At 64.0% G+C, this 21289-nt stretch carries 22 protein-coding genes; 19 read left to right on the forward strand and 3 right to left on the reverse strand.

All coding sequences use genetic code 11. The annotated features are described in order from the left end of the window. The first annotated feature begins 128 nt into the window (after positions 1–128). Both ACSQ9I_RS08100 and ACSQ9I_RS08105 read left to right on the forward strand, forming a co-directional pair. Positions 129–1100: a DHHA1 domain-containing protein gene (locus ACSQ9I_RS08100; protein WP_436312788.1), complete on the forward strand. Its 972-nt coding sequence runs from the start codon at positions 129–131 to the stop codon at positions 1098–1100. Between the two features lie 50 nt (positions 1101–1150). Continuing rightward, on the forward strand, positions 1151–4048 hold the full coding sequence (locus ACSQ9I_RS08105) for an adenosylcobalamin-dependent ribonucleoside-diphosphate reductase (protein ID WP_436312789.1): 2898 nt from the start codon (positions 1151–1153) through the stop codon (positions 4046–4048). A gap of 6 nt (positions 4049–4054) precedes the next feature. Here ACSQ9I_RS08105 and ACSQ9I_RS08110 read toward each other — a convergent pair whose 3' ends face one another. From ACSQ9I_RS08110 to ACSQ9I_RS08120, 3 genes are all read right to left on the reverse strand, one after another. Further along, positions 4055–4759 (reverse strand): glutathione S-transferase N-terminal domain-containing protein, encoded by a 705-nt coding sequence (locus ACSQ9I_RS08110; RefSeq protein ID WP_436312790.1) that lies wholly within the window; start codon positions 4757–4759, stop codon positions 4055–4057. Positions 4760–4824: 65 nt separating this feature from the next. Continuing rightward, positions 4825–5679 (reverse strand): methylglyoxal synthase, encoded by an 855-nt coding sequence (locus ACSQ9I_RS08115; RefSeq protein WP_436312791.1) that lies wholly within the window; start codon positions 5677–5679, stop codon positions 4825–4827. A gap of 19 nt (positions 5680–5698) precedes the next feature. Further along, positions 5699–6466 (reverse strand): class I SAM-dependent methyltransferase, encoded by a 768-nt coding sequence (locus tag ACSQ9I_RS08120; protein ID WP_436312792.1) that lies wholly within the window; start codon positions 6464–6466, stop codon positions 5699–5701. Here ACSQ9I_RS08120 and ACSQ9I_RS08125 point away from each other — a divergent pair. From ACSQ9I_RS08125 to ACSQ9I_RS08205, 17 genes are all read left to right on the forward strand, one after another. Further along, positions 6377–7726: a lanthionine synthetase C family protein gene (locus ACSQ9I_RS08125; RefSeq protein WP_436312793.1), complete on the forward strand. Its 1350-nt coding sequence runs from the start codon at positions 6377–6379 to the stop codon at positions 7724–7726. The two genes, ACSQ9I_RS08120 and ACSQ9I_RS08125, sit on opposite strands and share 90 nt — an antisense overlap. Before the next feature lie 8 nt (positions 7727–7734). Next, positions 7735–7995: a class II aldolase/adducin family protein gene (locus tag ACSQ9I_RS08130; RefSeq protein WP_436312794.1), complete on the forward strand. Its 261-nt coding sequence runs from the start codon at positions 7735–7737 to the stop codon at positions 7993–7995. Beyond that, positions 7992–9677 carry an FxLYD domain-containing protein gene (locus ACSQ9I_RS08135; RefSeq protein ID WP_436312795.1) on the forward strand — a complete coding sequence of 562 codons (1686 nt, stop codon included), beginning with the start codon at positions 7992–7994 and terminating at the stop codon, positions 9675–9677. Before ACSQ9I_RS08130 ends, ACSQ9I_RS08135 begins: the two co-directional genes overlap by 4 nt. 165 nt (positions 9678–9842) lie before the next feature. Then, positions 9843–10058, forward strand: a complete 216-nt coding sequence (locus tag ACSQ9I_RS08140) for a hypothetical protein (RefSeq protein ID WP_436312796.1) — start codon at positions 9843–9845, stop codon at positions 10056–10058. 536 nt (positions 10059–10594) lie between these two features. Next, a complete protein-coding gene (locus tag ACSQ9I_RS08145; protein ID WP_436312797.1) occupies positions 10595–11179 on the forward strand; it encodes an A24 family peptidase in 585 nt (194 codons plus the stop codon). Between the two features lie 38 nt (positions 11180–11217). Then, on the forward strand, positions 11218–12069 hold the full coding sequence (cpaB, locus tag ACSQ9I_RS08150; RefSeq protein WP_436312798.1) for a Flp pilus assembly protein CpaB: 852 nt from the start codon (positions 11218–11220) through the stop codon (positions 12067–12069). 47 nt (positions 12070–12116) lie between these two features. Further along, the gene (locus tag ACSQ9I_RS08155; RefSeq protein WP_436315729.1) at positions 12117–13619 is read left to right on the forward strand and encodes a type II and III secretion system protein family protein; all 1503 of its coding nucleotides are present in this window, start codon (positions 12117–12119) and stop codon (positions 13617–13619) included. A 10-nt stretch (positions 13620–13629) separates the two neighbouring features. After that, positions 13630–13905: a hypothetical protein gene (locus ACSQ9I_RS08160; protein ID WP_436303245.1), complete on the forward strand. Its 276-nt coding sequence runs from the start codon at positions 13630–13632 to the stop codon at positions 13903–13905. Between the two features lie 120 nt (positions 13906–14025). Next, on the forward strand, positions 14026–14229 hold the full coding sequence (locus tag ACSQ9I_RS08165) for a Flp family type IVb pilin (protein ID WP_436303246.1): 204 nt from the start codon (positions 14026–14028) through the stop codon (positions 14227–14229). 147 nt (positions 14230–14376) lie between these two features. Beyond that, on the forward strand, positions 14377–14553 hold the full coding sequence (locus tag ACSQ9I_RS08170) for a Flp family type IVb pilin (RefSeq protein ID WP_436312799.1): 177 nt from the start codon (positions 14377–14379) through the stop codon (positions 14551–14553). 36 nt (positions 14554–14589) lie between these two features. Beyond that, positions 14590–15885, forward strand: coding sequence for a pilus assembly protein TadG-related protein (locus ACSQ9I_RS08175; RefSeq protein ID WP_436312800.1), 1296 nt, complete (start codon positions 14590–14592; stop codon positions 15883–15885). A 9-nt stretch (positions 15886–15894) separates the two neighbouring features. Further along, a complete protein-coding gene (locus tag ACSQ9I_RS08180) occupies positions 15895–16344 on the forward strand; it encodes a TadE/TadG family type IV pilus assembly protein (protein ID WP_436303249.1) in 450 nt (149 codons plus the stop codon). Further along, on the forward strand, positions 16341–16775 hold the full coding sequence (locus ACSQ9I_RS08185) for a TadE/TadG family type IV pilus assembly protein (protein WP_436312801.1): 435 nt from the start codon (positions 16341–16343) through the stop codon (positions 16773–16775). Before ACSQ9I_RS08180 ends, ACSQ9I_RS08185 begins: the two co-directional genes overlap by 4 nt. Positions 16776–16792: 17 nt before the next feature. Continuing rightward, positions 16793–17944, forward strand: a complete 1152-nt coding sequence (locus tag ACSQ9I_RS08190) for an AAA family ATPase (protein ID WP_436303251.1) — start codon at positions 16793–16795, stop codon at positions 17942–17944. 36 nt (positions 17945–17980) lie between these two features. Further along, the gene (locus tag ACSQ9I_RS08195) at positions 17981–19354 is read left to right on the forward strand and encodes a CpaF family protein (protein ID WP_436303252.1); all 1374 of its coding nucleotides are present in this window, start codon (positions 17981–17983) and stop codon (positions 19352–19354) included. Positions 19355–19365: 11 nt separating this feature from the next. Continuing rightward, a complete protein-coding gene (locus ACSQ9I_RS08200; RefSeq protein ID WP_436303253.1) occupies positions 19366–20358 on the forward strand; it encodes a type II secretion system F family protein in 993 nt (330 codons plus the stop codon). Positions 20359–20369: 11 nt separating this feature from the next. Beyond that, complete coding sequence (locus ACSQ9I_RS08205; RefSeq protein ID WP_436312802.1) at positions 20370–21278, forward strand: type II secretion system F family protein; 909 nt, start codon at positions 20370–20372, stop codon at positions 21276–21278. Positions 21279–21289 lie beyond the last annotated feature (11 nt).

Raw genomic sequence — 21289 nt, forward strand, 5'->3', positions numbered from 1 at the left:
AATGGCTCCAGGTAGGTTGAACAACACGTCGCTCCGTTCCATGATTCATGAACGGCGACACCCAAGGAATATGGTCGACCCTTGCCAAGCCCCTGGCGTGCCCGCGGAATTCGGCTAGCGGAAGAGAGATGGCCCAACGATTCGATATCTGCAACGGCGATGCCGACGGCCTGTGCGCTGCCGTGCAATGGCGGCTGCACGAGCCCGCGCCCGCGGCGCTGCTGACCGGCCTGAAGCGCGAGATCGCGCTCGTCGGGCGCGTGCCCGCGAAGGCCGGCGACGAGCTCAATGTCTTCGACCTGTCGATGCGGCCCAACCGGGGGGCCTTGCAGCGCCTGCTCGACGCCGGCGTGCGCGTGCGCTATTTCGACCATCACGTGGTGGAGGACATGCCCGCGCACCCGCTGCTCGAGTCGCACGTCGACACCGCCACTGACGTCTGCACCAGCCTGCTCGTCGACCGCCATCTCGGCGGCGCCTTTCGCGCCTGGGCGCTGGTGGGCATCTACGGCGACAACCTGGCCGCGGTCGCCGACCGGCTGGCGCTCGATTCGAACGTCGACGCCGGCGACTGCGCGCTGCTGCGGCGGCTCGGGGAAGCGATCAACTACAACGCCTACGGCGACGAGGAGCGCGACGTGCACATCGCGCCGCGCGACTTGCACGCCATCATGCTGCGCTACCGCGACCCGCGCGACATGCTGGCCTATGAGCCCGTGGTCGACGAGATCGATGCGCAGCGCCACAGCGATCTGCAGCAGGCGCTTGCCGTTGCCCCGCTCTGGCAGGATGCGGGCGCCAGCGTGCGCGTGCTGCCGGATGCGCCATGGAGCCGCCGCGTGCTCGGTTGCATCGCCAACGAGCTCGCGAACGCCGAGCCGCAACGCGCCCATGCGGTGCTCAAGCAGCAGGGCAAGGGCTATGCCGTCAGCGTGCGCGCGCCGCTGGCGTCGCCGTCGGGCGCCCACGCGCTGTGCAGCCGCTTCGGCGGCGGCGGGCGGGCTCGGGCCGCCGGCATCGACGGGCTGGCGCAGGATGAGCTGGAGCGCTTTATCTGCGCCTTCGCGAACGCACGCTGGGGCGAGCCGCCCGGCCCCTGACGCACATCGGTCGCCTCGACGAAGATGCAGGACGCATCAGGAGCGAAACCATGGATCCTCAGGCCAACTCGACGAGTTCGATCAGTGCGCCCGCGCTGCCGTTGCAGCCGATCAGCGAGGAAGTGCTGCTCGAGAAGTACGCCAAGGGCAATGAACGCAGCATCGACGACGTTCGCCGCCGTGTCGCGCGGGCATTGGCGCAGGCCGAGCCGCCCGAGGCACGTGCGCAGTGGGAAGCGCGCTTCCTGCAGGCCTTGCAGGACGGCTTCCTGCCCGCGGGGCGCATCAATTCGGCGGCCGGCACGGCGTTGTCCGCCACGCTGATCAACTGCTTCGTGCAGCCGGTCGGCGACTCGATCGCGCAGGAGGAAGAAGGCCATCCGGGCATCTACACCGCGCTCACCGAGGCCGCCGAGACCATGCGCCGCGGCGGTGGCGTGGGCTACGACTTCTCGCGCATCCGGCCGCGCGGCGCTTGGGTCGGCAGCACGCAGTCGAGCGCCTCGGGGCCGGTGTCGTACATGCGGGTGTTCGACCGCTCCTGCGAGACGGTCGAATCGGCCGGCGCGCGCCGCGGCGCGCAGATGGGCGTGCTGCGCTGCGATCATCCGGACATCGACGAGTTCGTGCATGCCAAGGACCAGGGCGACCTGGCCAACTTCAACATCTCGGTGGGACTGACCGACGCCTTCATGCAGGCCGTGCAGGAGGACCGGCCGGTCGATCTGGTGCACCGCGCGGCGCCGGGCCCGCGGCAGAAGGCCGGCGGCGCCTACCAGCGCGACGACGGCCTGTGGGTCTATCGCACGCTGCCGGCGCGCGCGCTGTGGGAGCAGATCATGCGTTCGACCTACGACCATGCCGAGCCCGGCGTGCTGTTCCTCGACCGCATCAACGCCGACAACAACCTCTCGTACTGCGAGACCATCGCCGCCACCAACCCCTGCGGCGAGCAGCCTTTGCCGCCCTACGGTTGCTGCTGCCTCGGCTCGATCGACCTGACGCGCTTCGTGCGCGATCCCTTCGAGCCGGCCGCGCGCTTCGACGAGGAGGCCTTCGCGCGCTTGGCCCGCATGGCCGTGCGCATGCTCGACAACGTGCTCGACATCAGCGTCTGGCCGCTGGAGCGCCAGCGCGAAGACGCGCGCAACAAGCGCCGCATCGGCCTCGGCTTCACCGGCCTGGGCGATGCGCTCGTCATGCTGAACCTGCGCTACGACAGCGCCGCCGCGCGCGCCGCGGCGCGCCGCATTGCCGAAGTGCTGCGCGATGCGGCCTACGGTGCGTCCGCGGACCTGGCGGCCGAGCGCGGCGTCTTTCCGCTCTTCAACGCCGACCTCTACTTGCGCCGCGGCACCTTCGCCTCGCGCCTGCCAGCACCGTTGAAGGAGCGCATCCGCGCTGTAGGCCTGCGCAATTCGCACCTGCTTTCCATCGCGCCGACCGGCACCATCAGCCTGGCCTTTGCCGACAACGCGAGCAACGGCGTCGAGCCGGCGTTCTCGTGGACCTACACGCGCCGCAAGCGCAGCGCCGAGGGCACTTTCGAAGAACACATGGTCGAAGACCATGCCTGGCGGCTGTACCGGCATCTGAAGGGCGAGCAGGCGCCGCTCACCGGGGCCTTCGTCACCGCGCTGCAGATGAGCGCGCAGGCGCACGAGGAGATGGTCGCGGCGGTGGCGCCCTACGTCGATACCGGCATCTCGAAGACCGTCAACGTGCCGGCCGACTACCCGTACGCGGATTTCCAGGATCTGTACCTGCGGGCATGGAAGTCCGGCCTGAAGGGACTCGCGACCTACCGGCCCAACACGGTGCTCGGCGCGGTGCTCAGCGTCGATGCAGCCGCCGCGGCGAAGGCGCAGGCGCCGGCAACGCTCGACGCCCCGCACCTGAACCAGCGCCTCGCGCTCGAACGCATGCCGCGGCCGGTGCTGGCCTCGCTGCGCTGGCCCGGGCGCCCGGAGCTGGCCGGCGGCAACGCGGCCTGGACCTACATGGTCCGGCATCTCTTCGGCGAATTCGCGCTCTTCATCGGCGAGCTGCCCGAGGACGGCAAGCCCGCGCCCTTCGAGGTGTGGATCAACGGTGCCGAACAGCCGCGCGGGCTCGGCGCGCTGGCCAAGACCTTGTCGATGGACCTGCGCGCCAAGGACGCGGCCTGGGTGCGCCTGAAGCTCGATGCGCTGGCCACCGTGCAGGAAGAGCGCGCGTTCGAGATGCCCTTTCCGCCCCATGGGGAGATGCGCCGTTTTCCCGGCGTGGTGGCCGCCACGGCCGCCGTGATCCGCTGGCGCTGCGAGCAGTTGGGGCTGTGGGCGGAGGGCGAATCCGCGCCCACGCCGGTGATCGACGCGATGTTCAGCCGCGAGGAGCCGCAGACCGGCCCGAACGGAACGCTCGCCTGGTCGGTGGACGTGCACAACCCGGCCAGCGACGAGGCCTTCGCGCTGACGCTCAAGGAGGTGCTGGTGCCGGACGGGCAGGGTGGCACGGTCACCCGGCCTTGCGCGCTGGGGCTTTCGGGCAACTGCCCGCGCGCGATGGACGGGCTCGCGCGCGTGCTCTCGCTCGACATGCGCGTGCTCGACCCGGCATGGATCGGCATGAAGCTGCGCAAGCTCTTGAACTACGCCGAGCCGCTCGGTCACTTCATGGCTTTCGTGCCGGGCTTGCCGCACGGCCAGCAGCGGCAGCAGACCTGGCCCTCGACGGTGGCGTACCTGGCGCGGCTGATCATCCACCGCTACGCGATGCTCGGCGTGCTGGACGAAGAGGGCTACCCGCTGCAGGAGATGGGCATCCTGCAACTGCCGGCATCCACGCCCATGCAGGCGGAGCCGATGGCCGGCGCGCGCTGCCCGGAGTGCGGCAACGCGACGATGATCCAGAAGGACGGCTGCGACTTCTGCACCGCCTGTGGACACATCGGCAGTTGCGGCTAGCGGGGTTCAGTCCCGCTGGGGAATGCCCAGCCCCCGCGCGACGGCCGGACGTGCGAGAAACATCTCCAGCGCCCGCGTGACCTGCGGGAAGTTCCGGATCTCGACCAGGTCCGCCGCTTCGTAGAAACCGATCAAATTGCGCACCCAGGGAAAGGTGGCGATGTCGGCGATGCTATAGGCATCGCCCATGATCCAGTTGCGGCCCGCGAGCCGCCCTTCGAGCACGCCGAGCAGGCGCTTGGCTTCCTCGACGTAGCGGTCGCGCGGGCGCTTGTCTTCATAGTCCTTGCCGGCGAACTTGTTGAAGAAGCCGAGCTGGCCGAACATCGGACCGATGCCGCCCATCTGGAACATCAGCCACTGGATGGTTTCCCAGCGGCCGGCCGCGTCCTTCGGCATGAGCTGGCCGGTCTTGTCCGCGAGGTAGAGAAGGATCGCGCCCGATTCGAACAAGGGCAGCGGCTTGCCGCCCGGACCGTCGGGATCGAGGATGGCCGGGATCTTGTTGTTGGGATTGAACGAGAGGAACTCGGGCGACATCTGGTCGTTCGTCGAGAAGCTGACCAGATGCGGCTCGTAGGGCAGGCCGGTCTCTTCGAGCATGATCGAGACCTTGACACCGTTGGGCGTCGGCAGGGAATAGAGCTGCAGCCGATCGGGATGCCGGGCGGGCCATTTCTTGGTGATCGGAAAAGCCGATAGGTCGTTCATGGTGTTGCGTGTCCTTGATGCCGCGGAAACGGCTGAAGGCGGGGATTCTGCCTTCGGCCGGCGGTTCAGGAGAAGGTTGAAGCCCAGCGCTCGGCCATCGCCGGGGAGTTGAAGCAGGTGGTGTCCCGCGTCGTGCTGCATACGGCGCGTTCGAGCAGCTGGATGTCGGCCTCGTGCTGGCGCGCGACATGCGGGTCCTCGAAGAAGATGGCCTTCTGGCAGCGGCGGTCGAGCACCAGCTCGGCGATCTGCGCATCGCCGCCCAGCGGGCCGCTGAGATAGCGCTGGACCCAGGGCTGATCCTTGGGCCAGCCGCGCGACCAGGCCATGTCGTTGAGCCGGCCGCCCGTCGTGCCCGTGCCGACGCGCGCCTTGAACCTCGACAGCAGGTCGAAGTGGGTCGCCGCGAACTCGACCATGCGGTCCTTCAAGGCGTCGTGCGCGATCAGGGCGACCGTCTGCGAGTCGATCGCCGAGAGCCGGGTTTTCTCTTCCGGAGCCAGGCCCGCATGCGCGAGCTCCACCGCCACCCATTCGGCGGCACCTGCAACCGTGGAGACGAAGGGCTTGCCGTGGACCACGCACTGGCGCTTGAGCGCCAGCGCTTCCGGATACAGCGAGGACGGATCCACAGGATCGATCAGGTAGATCACGCCATCGAGTTCGCTGGCGGTGGCGAGGCCGCCGGCAATATGCGACACCAGCCGCATCACGCCGCCGTCCCGGCCGTCGGGATAGCGCACCAGGCGCTCGTAGCCCGCGAGCAGGCCTTGCCGCATCAGCGCATCGTAGGTGCCGCCGACCGCGTGAAGCTCGAGTTGCAGCGCGCGGATGCCGTCGTCGCAAACAGCGGCCCAGTGGGCCAGCCCACCGCTCGCGTCCTGGCGATGCAGCCTGCTGGCGATCAGTCCGAAGCGCATGGCCGTCACTCCTGTTTGATCAAGCCGGTTTGACGGCCGTGTACTCGGAGAAGATGCCGAGTTCAACATGGCGATGCGCGTCCTCGAAGCCGGCGGCGCGCAGCGCGGCCAGCACCGATTCCGGGGGAATGCAGGCCTCGATCGTGTCCCAGTAGTAGCGCCAAAGCTCGGCGGTGTCGCGCCGGCGCGCCACGATCCGCGCGATCACCGGCACGACAGTGCGCATGTAGGTCTTCAGCAAGGCCGTGCCGATCGGTCCCGCAGGCTTGGTGATCTCGAGCACGAGCAGCCGGCCGCCCGGGCGCAGCACCCGGAAGAATTCGGCAAAGGCCGCATTCACGTCGGCGATGTGGCGCAGCGCATAGCCCATGCTGAGGAAGTTGCTGCCGGCCTCCGGCAGCGGCAGCGCTTCGGCCCGGCCGCGGATCAGCTCGACCCCAGGCAGTGCCACCTCGCGCATCATGCCTGGACTGGGGTCGATGCCCACCAGCCGGCCGTGCGGGCCGATCAGGGCGAGCGCCTCGCGCGCGACCAGGCCGGTGCCGATGCCGACGTCGAGCACCTGCGCGCCGGCTGCGAGCCCGGCTCGCAGCAGCGCGGCGCGCCGGTAGCGCGGCCCCGAGCCGAGCGCGAGCAGCCGCTCGATGCGCTCGTAGTCGGGCGCGGTGTCGTCGAAGATGCGGCGCAGGAACCGGTCGTGCTCGACCTCGTCGCCGTAGTAGGCTGGCAGCGGTGCGTGCGGCGGCAAAACTTCGATGGGAGCGATCGACGGGCTTGGTTTCTGCATCGAAGCCATTATCGTGAGCTCCACCTCGTCATCCTCGTCGACACCGCCATGCTCTTTTCGACGGACCGCCATGAACCACTGAGCCCGGTCGCCTGGGATGAAGCGGTTGCCCGCGAGACGATCGAGCGGATCGTGCGGCAGACGGAAGCCCGCTTCTCTCCCGAGCTGCTGTGGCCGACGCATCCCAAGGACAGTGCCGAGCCCGCGCCTTCCTGCATGCTCTATTGGGGCGCCTGCGGCGTGTTCTGGGCGCTTCGCTACCTGGAGGCACGCGGCGCGTGCCGGCTGCAGTGTGACTACGCCCCCTTCGTTCATTCACTGCTGAAGCCGAACCGGAAGGCGATGGGGCACCGCGGCCCATCGGCCTTCGGCAGCTATCTGATGGGCGACAGCGGCATTCAGCTCCTGCGCCATTGGAACGATCCTTCGGAAGAAACGGCGGCCGAGTTGGCCGTGCTCATCGAGGCGACGATGGACCATCCCGCGCGCGAGCTCATGTGGGGTTCGCCGGGCACGCTGCTCGCCGCTCTTTTTCTTCAGGAACGGACGGGTGACCCGCGGTGGGCCCAGCTCTATCAGGCAACCGCACGCAAGCTCTGGTCGCAGCTCGAATGGTCGACGGCGTTTGCCTGCAGCTACTGGACTCAGGACCTGTACGGGAACACACACACTTTCCTCGACGCGGTGCACGGCTTCGTGGCGACCGCTGCGGTGCTTATCCGGGGAGGGCATCTGCTGGACGGCGCCGAATGGGCCGCGTGGCAGCAGTGCATCGCCGACACCGTTCGGCAGACCGCGGAATGGGACGGCCAGCATGTCAACTGGCGGCCGAAGCTGGACTCCACGCCGGTCAAGGACTCGGCGACCAAGCTCGTCCAGTTCTGCCACGGTGCGCCCGGCTTCGTCATCTGCCTCGCGGACTTCCCCGATGCCTCGTTGGACGACCTGCTCGTGGCCGGCGGCGAAACGACATGGGCCGCCGGTCCGCTCCGCAAGGGCTCCAATCTTTGCCATGGAACAGGCGGCAACGGCTATGCCTTTCTCAAGCTCCATCGCCGCTTCGGCGATGCGCGGTGGCTGGAGCGCGCACGCGCATTCGCCATGCACGGCATCCGGCAGACCGACGACGACCTCGCAAAGTTCGGCGACCTGCGCTACTCGCTCTGGACCGGCGACCTGGGCTTCGCGATCTACCTGTGGGATTGCATCCACGGGACCGATCGCTTCCCCACCTTGGACGTGTTCTTCGCGGGCGCGTGAGCGGTCATGTGGCATCCGAGATCAGCGCATCGAGCCTCGTCAAGGTGAATGTGCGCGGCGAGGTGGTCGATGGCTCGGGCGCCCGCGTCAACCCGATCGGCTTCGCGATCCACGGCGCGGTGCATGCGGCGCGGCCCGAGGTTGCCGCAACGTTGAACGACGGCAGATTGAAGCGCGTGCTGCCCGGATGGGGCTGCACCGCGAGCGAGATCCAGCTCGCTAAGATCGCGCCGTACCACGCCGCCACGCCCAACAAGGAGCCCCTGTGACCATCAACCTGCAAACGCTCAAGTGCGGGGAATGCGGCAGCGGCGTGCTCGAGCGCTCCGGGCTCAACCAGTACACCTGCGCGCATTGCGGCTCGGTCTCGATCGTCGAAGACGACGTGTCCGAGCGGCTGAGCCGGGTGCTCGACCAGGTCAAGGACGAAGCCGCGCGCCGGCTGGCGGCGGAACAATCGGCGCGCGGCCGGCAGGTCGGCCGGTCGTTGGGCATCGCCGCGGTGGCCGGCGTGGTCCTGATCACCGGCGTCTTCGTGGTCACGGCCTTCATCGTGGACCGCAAGGAGCCGTCCGGCGCGGGCAGGCCGGTGGTGGCCTCGATGGCGCCGCGCGCGATCCCGATCGACGGGCTCAAGCTCGATCCGCCGCGTCAGGTGCTGGTAGGCGCCGGCAACTCGGCTCGGCCCAGGCTGCTGGTGATGGCGCGCAACGAAGCCGGCACGCCGCTCGAGCGGCCAAGCGTCAAGGCCATCTTCTACGACGGCGAAAGCCGGATCGGCGAGCGCAGCGAATCGGTGCCGATCGGCACGCTGATGGCGGGCGAATCGGCGCCGCTCCTGATCGACCTGCCGAGCGACAAGACCGTCACGCGCCAGGAGCTTCAGGTGGCCTCGCTGTCGGCGCCGTACCGGACCGTGGAAGGGCCGCGGCTGCAGTTCACGCGCGTGCGCCTGGTGCAGCAGGAGGGCGAGGTGCGACTGGTCGGCCGCATCGTCAACGCGCGCAAGGATGCCGCGGCGCTGACCGCCGTGGAAGTGCTGGTCACGCTCTACGACGACGCCGGTGCGGTCATCGGCTTCGGCCGCGGCTTCTCGCAGGCCAACGAGATCAAGCCGGGCGAGCGCAGCGCGGCGGAGGTGCGCATCGAGCGCTTCGGCAGCCGCCAGGTGCCGATCGCGGCATGGGACTACCGCATCGACTACAACCTGAGCGAAGGGGAGCAGCAGGGCCGCACGCGCGTGCTGAGCAGCAACCGCGTGATCCGCACGGCCGGGGCGCCGGAGGCCTTCCATCCATCGCTGCGCCTCGGCAGCGAGGACCTGCTGGCCGACGAGGCCGAGCGCTTCGATCTCGCGCAGATCGAGTTGCTGCCGCTGGTGCCCGCGCACAACATCACGCAGCGGCCGGTCTACCTGGCCGAGGTGGTCAACCGCAGCAGCGAGGCCATCGCCCTGGCGCCGGGCGCGGTGATCTCGCGCTACGACGGCAACCGGCTCGACGGCACCACGGCCGTCGCCGGGCCGGCCTACCTCTACCCGGGCGAGCGCTTTCCCGTCCTGCTGGAGCCGCGCGACGCCGACCGCATCTCGGCCACCCGCGTGGAATGGAAGCCGATGCGCCGCGCCGCCATGCCCGGGCCTCGCATGCCACTGCAGGTGCGCGTCGAAGACACCCGCGCGGCGACGAGCAGCGTGCTGGTCAACTTCAGCCGGCGCTACACCTACAAGTACGTCGACGGCAGCGGCACGGTGACCAATCCGGGCCAGGCCATCGTTCGCAAGTCGCGGTTGTGGGTGAGCCTGCGCGACGGCGAAGGCAAGCTGGCCGGCTTCACGCTGCTCGACAACCTGCCGGCTATCGCGCCCGGCGAGAGCGTGCCCTTCCAGGCCAAGGTCAATCAGTTCGGCCGCGATTTCGCACGCGTGGAGACGCTGTACCAGAGCGAGTAGCTCGGGCGGGGTCGAACCCCGCTGTGCAAAGCTTCTCGAAATGCGCGGCTTTGTAGGTAGAAAGACCCCGCACCTAGACCAAAGTCGTAGCCGCTTCGACCCGGCACTCGGCACACTCGCGCCCTTGTCTGCGGACAGCCACTCCAAATCGACCAAGGGAACGCGATGGAACCGATGCACTGGGAATACATAGGCGCCTTGGGCGGCGTGATCGGCATCGGCTGGCTGGTGGTGGTGCCGATGTACCGCGGCTGGAAACCGTTGAACAAGAGGATGAGCGATCGGGTCAGGGAAACCACGACGCTGCTGGCGGCGCTGGAGTGCGATCACGCGGGCCGCTCCGCGCACCGGTCGTCGTCGTACTCGACGAGCATTCGCTGAGGGGCGCTTCTTCCGTTTTCGTGTCAGTGGCTCACTGACTCGGAGAACACGCGATCGGCCTGCAGATCCGTTGGCAAGTCGCAGCCCGCCGTCCTCGAACACGTTCGCCACTGGCCGACCGCGGCCGCTCTGAGTCCTTGAGCGGCTGCTGGTCGGCTTAGTCACGTCTGGAAGTCCGTGTCGACTTCGGCAATGAGTACTTTGGTAGGCGTTTTGTCATGCCGAGAGCCCCTTCAAAAGAGGCGGTCTGTCCCGCCCAAATGAGGGCGCAACGCTCATGTACCCATTTGTTTGCATCTCTACATTCGATCCAAGCCAAACGCTTGGCCGGTAATTCCGATCAAGTCCTCCAACGAAAGAGCAACTCGGAGAAATGCATGCGATTTGCGAGGCATCTGTCGCATACGTTCGCCGATCTATTGAAAGAAGAGGCGGGCGCCTCGCTCATGGAATATGCACTCGTGGGTTCGCTGATTCTGGTCGTTTGCATGCTTTTATTGCTCGCTTGGCACAAACAGAACTGAAGGAAATTGAACATGCAAGAATTTCACGCGCTACTCGAACTTCTGGCCATGCTGGCGACCGACCCGCGCACTGTGGTGCTGTTTGTGCTGCTCGTCGTCGCCTCCATCAGCGACTATCGCACCTACAGAATTCCAAATTGGCTGACATTCGGCGGTGCCGCTTTTGCGCTGGTCTACAAGACCGTCATTGCCGTGTCGCCGCCATCGGCTTTTTTGCAGGCGTTCGGGGGACTTTTCCTCGGCTTTCTGGTCATGCTGCCGGCCTATGCGCTGGGTGTCATGGGCGCAGGCGACGTGAAGCTGATGGCGATGGTCGGTGCGTTCCTCGGAGTCCATGAAACGCTCCAGGCCGTTCTATTCGCATTCATCGTGGGCGGAATAGCCGCGCTCGGATTTGCATTTCTCAAGGGAAAACTGGGGCGCATGCTGCACAACGCAAAAGCCGCAGTTTTCGGCATGCTGGCATCGACGTTCGCAGGTTTCAGGCCCGATGGTCGAGTTGAGGCGAGCCAATCGATCGGAAAACTCCCATATGGCATCTGCATCAGCATCGGGACGATGGGTTACGTACTAGGTCGGCAATTGGGCTACGCATAGCCGGCGCAGATCGAAAACATCAATTAGTGGAGCACTAAATGAGAAATATCAAGGCAATGGGTCTTCTAATTCTGGCATTGATGATCGGCCTGGCTGCCGCCGTCTATGCATCAGGCTGGGTATCGCGGCAAGGAAACATTGCTTCCAACAAAGTGGTGGTTGCCGTGGTCGATATCGAACTCGGCAGCAAGATCAATGCGCAAATGCTGTCGACGACCGATTGGCCGAGCGGGTCTGTCCCGGCCGGGGCCTTCAACGACCTCAAGGACGTGCAAGACCGCGTCGCCAAAGTCAGCGTGATGCGCGGCGAGGCGATCCTCGAAGGAAAGCTGGCACCGGTGGGAACCAAAGGCGGCCTCTCCGCGGTCATCGCCCCCGGCAAGCGGGCCATGACGGTGCGCGTCAACGACGTGGTCGGCGTCGCCGGCTTCGCGCTCCCCGGCAACTACGTCGACGTCATGGTGAACGCGCAGCAGGAAAGGGCCAAGGGCGAAGAAGCAAAGCAGATCAGCAAGACCGTCCTGGAGCACGTGCTGGTCCTGGCCATCGCACAGGAAGCGAGCCGCGACGACACCAAGCCCAAGGTGGTCAACGCCGTGACGCTCGAGTTGTCGCCGGAGGATTCCGAAAAGCTCGATCTCGCCCGCAGCGTCGGAACGCTGTCCCTGGTGCTGCGCAACCAGGTGGACAAGACAACGGTCGCGACCAACGGAATCACCAAGCGCCAGCTCTTTGGCGACAAGGAAATCCTGCCCGTATCGGTGGTGGCAGCTGCCCCGGCCCCTGCCACGGCCAAGCCCAGGGCCTTCATCAGCAAGCCCGTGATGGCGCCCCCGATGGAATGCGTGGAAGTCATTCAGAGCTCCGGTCGAGCCCTCAATTGCTTCTGATCTAAGAACACAGAGGAGAAGTTCAAGTGCACAACAACCACAAGTCCCTGGTGCTGCTCGCGGCGCTGGCGTTGACTGGCCCATCTTTTGCGGCCGACGACCCCCCCGTCACTTCGGCGGCCCCCAGTGCAGCTCCTGCCAGTCCCGCAAGTTCCGGCGGCACCAAGCGCTGCACGTCCGTGGTCCACGACGACCGCCCGACCTACGTGACCCTCGGGAAATCGACTGTCATACCGCTCGATGTGCGGGTCGCCCGCATCATCGTGAGCGGCCAACCGCCGAGCAGAGCCCCTGCACCGAGTGCCGCCGCGACGGCCGCGCCTGGAGCGGCACCCGCACCGGCGCCTGCGCGCCCCGCCCCCGCCTCCCAAGCGAATGCAAACGACGGCGTGGCCGACATGGAAGTCATGCTGCTCAGCCCGACCGACCTGTTCTTCAGGGGAAAAGTCGCGGGATCCATGAACGTGATCCTGCAAAACGCGCAGGGCGCTTGCTTCATCAAGGACATCATCGTCACGATCGATTCGGGCGCGCTGCAGGCGAAGCTGACTGAACTGATGCCCGAGGAAAACCGAATCAAGGTGCGGGGCGCCGAAAGAGCGATCGTGCTTACCGGCGAGATCAGCGACGCGCTGAAGCTCGACGACGTGATGAGCCTGGCCACCTCCTACGGCGACGGCAAGAAGGTGGTGAACCTGCTGCGCATCACGTCGCCGCAGCAGGTCATGCTCGAAGTCAAGATCGCCGAAGTCAGCAAGACCTTGCTTGACAGGCTGGGGTCGAGCATCGCCGCGCGCAGATTCACCAACGGCGCCACCAACACCTATACGCTGATCTCCAGCTTCCTGAGCGGAGGTGGTGCATTTGCGGAAGCGCTGCGGGTCGGCAAGACGGCGGTCGCACTCGACGGCCAGAAAGACGATGGCCTGGTGCGCGTCCTGGCCGAGCCCAACATCATGGCCATCAGCGGGCAGCAAGCCAGCTTCTTGTCGGGCGGCAAGATCTTCATCCCTGTCTCTCAGACCCAGAGCGGCGGCGGCATCCCCACTATCACATTGGAAGAAAAAGAGTTCGGCATCGGCGTGAAATTCACGCCCACGGTGCTGAACGGCGGCCGGATCAATTTGAAGATGGTGTCCGAGGTCTCGGATCTGTCGCAGACCGGCTCACCCTTCACGACAGTCACTGGCGTGACCTCGGTACTGCCGTCGCTCACCGTGCGCCGGGCCGACACCACCGTGCAGCTCAATGACGGTCAAAGCTTCGTCATCGCCGGCCTGATCAAGAACAACGTCACCGAAACGATCAAGCGCTTTCCGGGACTCGGCGAGGTGCCGGTGGTGGGCGCGCTCGCTCGCAGCACCGAGTTCCAGAACGACCAGACGGAATTGCTGTTCGTGATCACGCCGCGCCTGGTCAAGCCGCTGTCCGAAACGCCCAGGCTGCCCACGGAGAACCACGTCGTGCCCAGCCGCGCCGAGGTCTATTTCAACGGTGCCCTGGAAAGCTCCCAGCCGGCACCTTTCCCTCCCGCTTCCGAAACCAAATAAAGAGGACGTCATGACCAAGCTTGCCATTGCACTGCTTATCGGCCTGGTAGCGGGCTGTTCATCGGTGACTCCCCATTACGACGCGCGCTTCGGCGACGCCGTTCGGGATGCCAAGAAAAAAATGATCATCAATCCGGACGCCGGCAAGAATCCCGATCCGGTGGTTGGAATGGACGGAAAAGCGGCGCGGGAGACGATCATTCTTTATCAAGGAACCTACAAGACGCCGCCACCGGTGGTTAATGTAATCAATATTGGTGGGAACATTGCCGGCAGTGGCAAGTGACTCCAAAAAATGTCCCAAGTCTTAAAAATTTCATGGAAAGGAGTTGGAACAACCGAGTATCAGAATCCTCTACCAACCAAATTCATTCATCATTTTTTTAGTCAATTCAAAGGTATCCAAATGAATAAATTTTTTAACGCGGCTCGCAATTCCATCGGCTCTTTTGTGCAAGACGAAGAAGGCGCTCAGATCGTCGAGTACGCACTGATCATCGCCGTCATTTCGCTCGTGCTGATCGTGGCGCTGCGGGACTTGAATGGTGGCGACTTCGCTGCCTTCATCGCCAAGGTCGGAACTTGCCTGACCGACGGGGCAACCTGCTAGTAACTGCAACCGCATGGCAGTCAGGCAGTGGCGACGCGCCTTTCCTGGTGGCGTTGCTGCTGGCCTGGCGCGAGAGCGATGGCTAATTCATCATTCGCTCGCCATCCCGGCTTCAGCTTGACCTTGAATCAGACAAAGGAAATTCTCATGTCGACTGCATTTTTCAAGGACGAGGAAGGCGCTCAGATCGTGGAATACGCGTTGATCATCGCGGTGATATCACTCGCATTGATCGTCGCACTCCAGCCTCTGACCCTCGGTGCCGGCATTGGTGGCGTGCTCCAAAAACTTACCAACTGTCTGACCACGGCTTCGTGCCCGTAATCCATTGGCGAAGTTTCGATTAACAGAGGAGCTCTCATGCCAAGCGTTGCCATTCACCGTTGCCCTCGCCACCGTCAGCGCGGGGCAGTGATCATTACCACAGCGCTCGCCTTGCTGTTTCTGCTCGGCTTCATGGGAATTGCACTGGACTTTGGCCGGCTATTTGTTGTCAAAACAGAGTTGCAAACCGCAATGGACAGCTGCGCGTTGGCGGCGGCGGGGGAATTGGACGGGCAGAGTTCTGCATTCGAACGCGCCAGAAGCGCCGGCAAGACGGCCGGAAACCTGAACCGCGTCAACATGCAGTCTGTCGACTGGAGCGGCCAGGGCCAGATCGTCGACGCCGACATCACCTTCAAGGATTCCGCATATGTGACGACCGGCGATTTCGCGGTCGCCAAGTACGCACAGTGCCAGCATACGCAGCCGAACGTGAAGATGTGGCTGTTGGCGGCCATGGGCGCCTTTTCGGGCGACAGGGCTGGCAACCCGGCAACTCACAACGTGGCGGCGACGGCGGTCGCCACCCGGGCCAGCGCGCAGACCAGCTGCCCCGTTCCGGTGGGGCTCAAACCCAAGCCAGGCGGCACCGCACCGAACTACGGGTTCGCTGTGGGCGAATGGGTCACCCTGATCAACGAGCAGGGCGCGGCTCAGGGCGGCGAGATCGGCTGGGCCAATCTGGACGGGTCCAACAACGCAGCCGAAACGGAAGCCGAGTTGAACGGTCATTGCGGAACGAAAGTGGGCGACACATTGGGAACTCCCGGTGTGCAGGCTTCCGTCGCCGATGCCTGGAACTACCGTTTTGGGATCTACAAGAACACCGCCGATCCGGCCGCGACTGTGAGCAACCCGGACTTCACTGGCTACGCCTACACCGCGACCAACTGGCCGGCCCAGCAGAGCGCCTACGATGGTCCAGCGCCTGGCGCCGTCGCGCCGACCGCGGAGAATTTCCTGACCAAGCGCCAGGCATTCGCCTCCTGCGCCGACACCGGGACCAAGGTCAAGGGCGCCGACAGCTGCGAGTCGATCTCAGCCCCCCATTTGTCGCTGAACAGCTTCCAGAAGCTGGCTGCGCCAGGCAACACGCCGGGTGGGCATAAGCAATATGGACGCAGTCGACGCATCGTCACGGTACCGGTGATCAATGGCGCCGGCCAAGTCGTCGACTACGCATGCATGCTCATGCTGCAGCCTCTGTCGATCCCGATGACGAACGTGCAATTGGAATTCAGGGGCAATGCCTCGGCGGACGGCGGCCCCTGCACGACCAGCGGCCTTCCAGGTGGTGTTATCGGACCGCTTGTACCGGTTCTGGTGAGGTGAGGAGTCGATATGAAAGCCAAACAATCCGGAGTGGCATTGGTCGAGCTGGCCTTGATCATTCCCCTTTTGTTGCTGCTGACCTTTATCACCACGGAGTTCGGACGCGCAATGTATGAGTACAACGCCGTTACGAAATCGACGCGGGACGCCGTGCGCTATCTCTCATTTCAAACGCCGGGCACCCACATTACAGAAGCTCAGAATCTGATGGTCTACGGCAATCTTGCGGGCACAGGAACGCCGTTGGTGCGCGGACTCAGCCTTGCCAACGTGCCGGCGGCAAGCTGCTGCACTTGGCAGACGGCGGGCACCAATCCGGTGATAAATACCGTGACCGTCCGGATCAGTGGCTTCACGTTTCATTCGCTTTTTATCAGCGTCTTCGGCGTCGTTTTCGGCGATGCCAATGGCGATATTGTCTTTAGCGACATCACGGCAACGATGAGAGGTGCGACATGAAAAGAAAGCAAACCGGTGCGACCATCGTGGAATTCGCGCTGGGCCTGATCATATTTTTCATGTTCCTGTTCGGAATCACGGACTTCGCCCGCATGCTTTTCACCTGGAGCGCCGCGAACGAGGCGACCAGGGCCGGCGCGCGGTATGCGGTGGTTTGCGATGACACATTCCAACAGGCGCAGGTGTTGGCAAAGATGCAAACACTGCTGCCGCAGATCAACGCCATCGATGTGGCATGGATCCCATCGGGATGTAACGCAGCGACCTGCGAAGGCGTCACGGTGACGATCACCAGTCTCAACTACCAATGGATTTCTCCTATTGCCGGTGCAGCTCGGCTTGCGCCTATTCCGATGCCGACCTTTTCCACCTTCCTGCCCCGGGAAGTCATGCACCAAGACCTGAATAGCGATGCGATCTGCGCATCATGAACATGGATGGATGAAAAATGAAAATCGCCCTTATTTCTCCCAGCAAGAGTCATCTCCAGGAAATGAGCCGGGTGCTCGAGGCTCATTCGCACACCGTGGTCCTGTTCGACGGCGGAAAAAGCAAAATGCGCCAGGTTGCCGAGCAGGAGCAACCGGACCTCATGGTGGTGGATGGCATGTGCTGCGATCCCAATGAACTGGCGCTGGTCGAATACGTCACCACGCACCACCCGAAGGTGGCCGTGATTCTGCTTTGTGCCACCCAGACGCCGGAATTCCTGATCAATTCCATGCGCGCCGGTGTGCGGGAGGTGCTCCCTTCGCCGGCCACGCCGGCTGCGCTGGAGGCCGCGGTGAACCGCATGGCGGCCAAGCTCCTGGGGCTTCACGGCGCCACGGCCGGCAAGGTGCTGGCATTCATGCCCTGCAAAGGCGGCAGCGGCGCGACTTTCCTGGCAACCAATCTCGGCTACCAGCTGGCCGAAACCAGTTCGGTGCTGCTGATCGATCTGAATCTGCAGTTCGGCGATGCCCTGTCTTTCGTCAGCGATGGCAAGCCCGCTTCCACGGTGGCAGATGTCGCGCGCGACATCAGCAGGCTGGACGCCTCCTTCCTGGTGGCAAGCACGGTCAAGGTCGCGCCCAACTTCAGCATCCTGGCCGCCCCGGAGGACATGTCCAAAGCCATGGAGGTCAAGGCGGAACATGTCGACGCCATCCTCGCTCTGGCCGTGACTCTGTACGACTTCGTCCTGCTGGATCTCGATCGAAATCTGAACACGCTGGCAATCAGGGCGCTGGATCGTGCCCAGCGGATCTACCCCGTGCTGCAGGCGGGGCTGCCATCCATTCGAAATGCAGGCAAGTTGTTGGCGGTATTCAAGTCGCTGGGCTATCCGGCAACCAAGACCGAGCTGATCGTCAATCGCTTCGAGAAGACGGGCGAGATCGGCGTCAGCGACATGCGGCGTTCGCTGGGCTCCGTCGCGCTGCTCACGATCCCGGACTCCTATAAGGAAGTCAACAACTCGATCAACCGCGGTGTCCCCCTGGTGGAAATCTCCCGCACTAATCCTGTCGCCAAGAGTCTGGCGGATCTGGCGCTGTCGTTGGCTCCGCGGCAAGACCAGAACAGCAGTTTCTTCGCCCGTCTCTTTCGGAAAGCCTAACCGTCTTCTCCCTGTAATTCACAAGGCAGGTACCCCATGTCATTTCGAGAAAAACTTGACGCTGTCGCGATGGAGCCCATCGTGCGCCCGCAGGTTCAGCCCACTGTCGATGTCCTCAGAAATCCGGTCGCCACCGATTCCTACAAATCGCTGAAGGGCAGGATGCACCTGAAGCTGCTCGAGAAGTTCGACTTGGCGGCGCTGGAGACTCTGGCGCCCGAGGTCTTGCGGCAAGAGATTTCCGCCATGGTTGGACGCTTGCTGCTGGAAGAGCAGGAAGCCCTCAATGAGATCGAACGACGCACCCTCATTCGAGACATCCAGCATGAAATGCTGGGCTTCGGTCCGATCGAATTGCTGATGGCCGACCCCACTGTGTCCGACATCCTGGTCAACTCCCACGAGCAGATCTACGTCGAGCGCAAGGGGAAGCTGGAACTCACCAACGTCACCTTTACCGACGAAAAGCACTTGCTGCGGATCATCGACAAGATCGTGTCGCTGGTGGGGCGGCGCATCGACGAGTCGAGCCCCATGGTCGACGCCCGGCTGCCCGACGGTTCCCGCGTCAACGCAGTCATTCCACCCGTGGCGCTCGACGGGCCGATGATGTCCATTCGCCGCTTTGCTCACATTCCTCTCAAGATGGAGAACCTGGTCAACGACCTGAAGAGCCTGACGCCGCAAATGGCCTTCATGCTGGAAGGCTTGAGCAAGGCCAAGGTCAACATGATCATTTCCGGCGGAACAGGTGCGGGCAAGACCACGCTGTTGAACATCCTGTCCGGCTATATCCCGGAATCGGAGCGCATCGTCACCATCGAGGACGCGGCCGAGCTGCAGATGCAGCAGCCGCATGTGGTGCGCATGGAAACGCGCCCCATGAACATCGAGGGCAAGGGTGAGATCACGCAGCGTGCCCTGGTACGCAACGCGCTGCGCATGCGACCCGACCGCATCGTGATCGGCGAGGTGCGCGGCGCCGAGGCGGTCGACATGCTGCAGGCCATGAACACCGGCCATGAAGGCTCGCTGACGACGATCCACGCCAATACGCCGCGGGACGCTTTGTCCAGGCTGGAAAACATGATCGGGATGGCCAATCTCAATCTGCCGCACCACGCGGCGCGCCAGCAGATCGCTTCGGCCATCACCGTCGTGATCCAGGGGCTGAGACTGATCGACGGAAAGCGAAAGATCACCAGCATTCAGGAGATCACGGGCATGGAAGGCGACGTCGTCACCATGCAGGAGATCTTCGCTTTCAAGCAAACCGGCGTGGGAGCCGAGGGCGAGGTGCAGGGGTACTTCCACGCGACCGGCGTCCGGCCGAAATTCGCCGAGCGCCTGCGATCGTTTGGCGTCCTGCTGCCGGATGCCATGTTCGATCCGAGCAAGCGCTACGAGTAAAGGAGTCGATCATGTGGAAAGACGTCGGCAGCAATGCCTTCCTGGTGGTTGCAGTACTGGTATTCGTGGCCGTGCTTCTTCTTCTGGAAGCCTTGTATTTGATCTGGAAGTCGTACAAAGGGCCCGAGGCCAAGAAGCTCGAAAAGCGACTGCAGGCGCTGTCGGCCTCTCATGACGCGACCGCTCAGGCACAGTTGCTGAAGCAGCGCATGCTGAGCGAGGTGCCGGCCTTCCAGCGGCTCTTGTTCAGTCTTCCGAGAGCGCACAGCCTCGACAAATTCATCCTCCAGGCTGGTCTGGACTGGACGGTCTCGAAGCTGCTGCTCTCGGGCGCAGGGTTCGGGGTGATCGGCCTCGTCTTGATGACCGGCGTGGCTCATCAGCCCCTTCTGATGGGCGCCGCCGGGGGGGCAGTGCTGGCGGCGGTGCCGCTGCTGTACTTGCAGCACAAGCGAAGCAGCCGGCTGGCCAAACTGGAGCGGCAACTGCCCGACGCGCTCGACCTGGTGACCCGGGCACTGCGGTCCGGACATTCGTTCTCGTCCGGTTTGCAAATGATCGGCGAAGAAATGGCGGAGCCCATTGCCAATGAATTCCGCATCGTCAGCGACGAAGTCAACTTCGGGGTGTCGCTGCAGCAGGCGCTGACCAACCTGAGCGAAAGAGTCCCGCTCACTGACTTGCGCTATTTCGTCGTGGCGGTACTGGTCCAGCGTGACTCTGGCGGCAACCTCACCGAGGTGCTGGGCAATCTGAGCCGTTTGGTTCGCGAGCGCCTGAAGCTGTATGGAAAGGTCAGGGTCTTGTCGTCGGAGGGGCGGCTGTCGGCCTGGATCGTGGGTTCGATGCCATTTGCGCTGGCGGGCGTGATGAACCTGGTGAATCCGTCCTTCATGTCTCCCTTGTGGAAAGATCCGATGGGCATCTCCATCATCAAATACATGCTCATCCTGATGGCTTTCGGCGTCTTGATTCTCAGAAAAATAATCAAGATCCGGGTATAGAGGAGAAGAAAATGCTGTTATTTCCCGTGCTCATCTTCTTCGTCGTGATCTTGACACTCGGCGGGGTCTTCCTCTGGCTGACCCCCAGCAAGACAGAACAGCGGCTGCAGGCCATGTCCAATCCGACAGGCAAGTCGCAGTGGACGGAATCCGTGGTGAAGATCGTCGGCCCCTTCGCTCAGCTTTCGGCGCCGCCGATCGATGGTGAGGCATCGCCGCTGCGCGTCAAGTTTCTCAATGCAGGTATCCGGCACCCCGACGCGCATCTGATCTTCTTCGGATCCAAGACCCTGCTGCCTCTTGCTCTTGCAGGATTGGCCTTTGTTGCCCTGAGAGCGTCGAATCAAACGACAGGCTTGACGCTGGTGATGTACCTTGCCATGGCGGCATTGGTCGGATGCTATCTGCCGAATTTCGTCCTGCACTGCGTGACCAGGAACAGAAAGCGGGAGATCTTCGAGAACTTCCCTGATGCTGCCGACTTGATGCTGGTTTGCGTGGAGGCAGGCCTGGGGCTCGATGCCGGGTTGGTGAAGGTCACCGATGAAATCAGGATAAAAAGCGTCGCCCTGGCGGAAGAACTCCACTGGACGAATCTCGAGATGCGGGCAGGCGGGACGCGAGAGAAATCGCTGCGCAATCTGGCAATGCGCACGGGCGTCGAGGAAATCGGCATCTTTGCCACCATGCTGACCCAGGCCGACAAGTTCGGAACGAGCATCGGCGAGTCTCTTCGGGTTTTTTCCGATGATCTGCGGCACAAACGGCAAGTGCGTGCGGAGGAGCTGGCCGCCAAAATTCCGACCAAGATGCTCATTCCGCTGGTCCTGTGCATATTCCCGTCGATCCTAATGGTGATCCTGGGCCCGGCCGCCATTCAGATCATCCGAACCCTCGTCCCCATGTTCGGCGGACGGTGACAGAAAGGCGC

This window comes from Variovorax sp. LjRoot84 (assembly GCF_964254305.1).
GTDB lineage: Bacteria > Pseudomonadota > Gammaproteobacteria > Burkholderiales > Burkholderiaceae_C > Variovorax.

Excerpts from the sequence above, each read along its gene's own strand:
- ACSQ9I_RS08170 (WP_436312799.1), top strand. The coding sequence starts at position 14,377 with ATGTCGACTGCATTTTTCAAGGACGAGGAAGGCGCTCAGATCGTGGAA.
- ACSQ9I_RS08115 (WP_436312791.1), bottom strand. The coding sequence starts at position 5,679 with ATGCGCTTCGGACTGATCGCCAGCAGGCTGCATCGCCAGGACGCGAGC.
- ACSQ9I_RS08100 (WP_436312788.1), top strand. The coding sequence starts at position 129 with ATGGCCCAACGATTCGATATCTGCAACGGCGATGCCGACGGCCTGTGC.
- ACSQ9I_RS08110 (WP_436312790.1), bottom strand. The coding sequence starts at position 4,759 with ATGAACGACCTATCGGCTTTTCCGATCACCAAGAAATGGCCCGCCCGG.
- ACSQ9I_RS08205 (WP_436312802.1), top strand. The coding sequence starts at position 20,370 with ATGCTGTTATTTCCCGTGCTCATCTTCTTCGTCGTGATCTTGACACTC.
- ACSQ9I_RS08160 (WP_436303245.1), top strand. The coding sequence starts at position 13,630 with ATGACCAAGCTTGCCATTGCACTGCTTATCGGCCTGGTAGCGGGCTGT.
- ACSQ9I_RS08165 (WP_436303246.1), top strand. The coding sequence starts at position 14,026 with ATGAATAAATTTTTTAACGCGGCTCGCAATTCCATCGGCTCTTTTGTG.
- ACSQ9I_RS08180 (WP_436303249.1), top strand. The coding sequence starts at position 15,895 with ATGAAAGCCAAACAATCCGGAGTGGCATTGGTCGAGCTGGCCTTGATC.
- ACSQ9I_RS08105 (WP_436312789.1), top strand. The coding sequence starts at position 1,151 with ATGGATCCTCAGGCCAACTCGACGAGTTCGATCAGTGCGCCCGCGCTG.
- ACSQ9I_RS08140 (WP_436312796.1), top strand. The coding sequence starts at position 9,843 with ATGGAACCGATGCACTGGGAATACATAGGCGCCTTGGGCGGCGTGATC.
- ACSQ9I_RS08120 (WP_436312792.1), bottom strand. The coding sequence starts at position 6,466 with ATGCAGAAACCAAGCCCGTCGATCGCTCCCATCGAAGTTTTGCCGCCG.
- cpaB (WP_436312798.1), top strand. The coding sequence starts at position 11,218 with ATGAGAAATATCAAGGCAATGGGTCTTCTAATTCTGGCATTGATGATC.
- ACSQ9I_RS08185 (WP_436312801.1), top strand. The coding sequence starts at position 16,341 with ATGAAAAGAAAGCAAACCGGTGCGACCATCGTGGAATTCGCGCTGGGC.
- ACSQ9I_RS08175 (WP_436312800.1), top strand. The coding sequence starts at position 14,590 with ATGCCAAGCGTTGCCATTCACCGTTGCCCTCGCCACCGTCAGCGCGGG.
- ACSQ9I_RS08145 (WP_436312797.1), top strand. The coding sequence starts at position 10,595 with ATGCAAGAATTTCACGCGCTACTCGAACTTCTGGCCATGCTGGCGACC.
- ACSQ9I_RS08195 (WP_436303252.1), top strand. The coding sequence starts at position 17,981 with ATGTCATTTCGAGAAAAACTTGACGCTGTCGCGATGGAGCCCATCGTG.
- ACSQ9I_RS08190 (WP_436303251.1), top strand. The coding sequence starts at position 16,793 with ATGAAAATCGCCCTTATTTCTCCCAGCAAGAGTCATCTCCAGGAAATG.
- ACSQ9I_RS08200 (WP_436303253.1), top strand. The coding sequence starts at position 19,366 with ATGTGGAAAGACGTCGGCAGCAATGCCTTCCTGGTGGTTGCAGTACTG.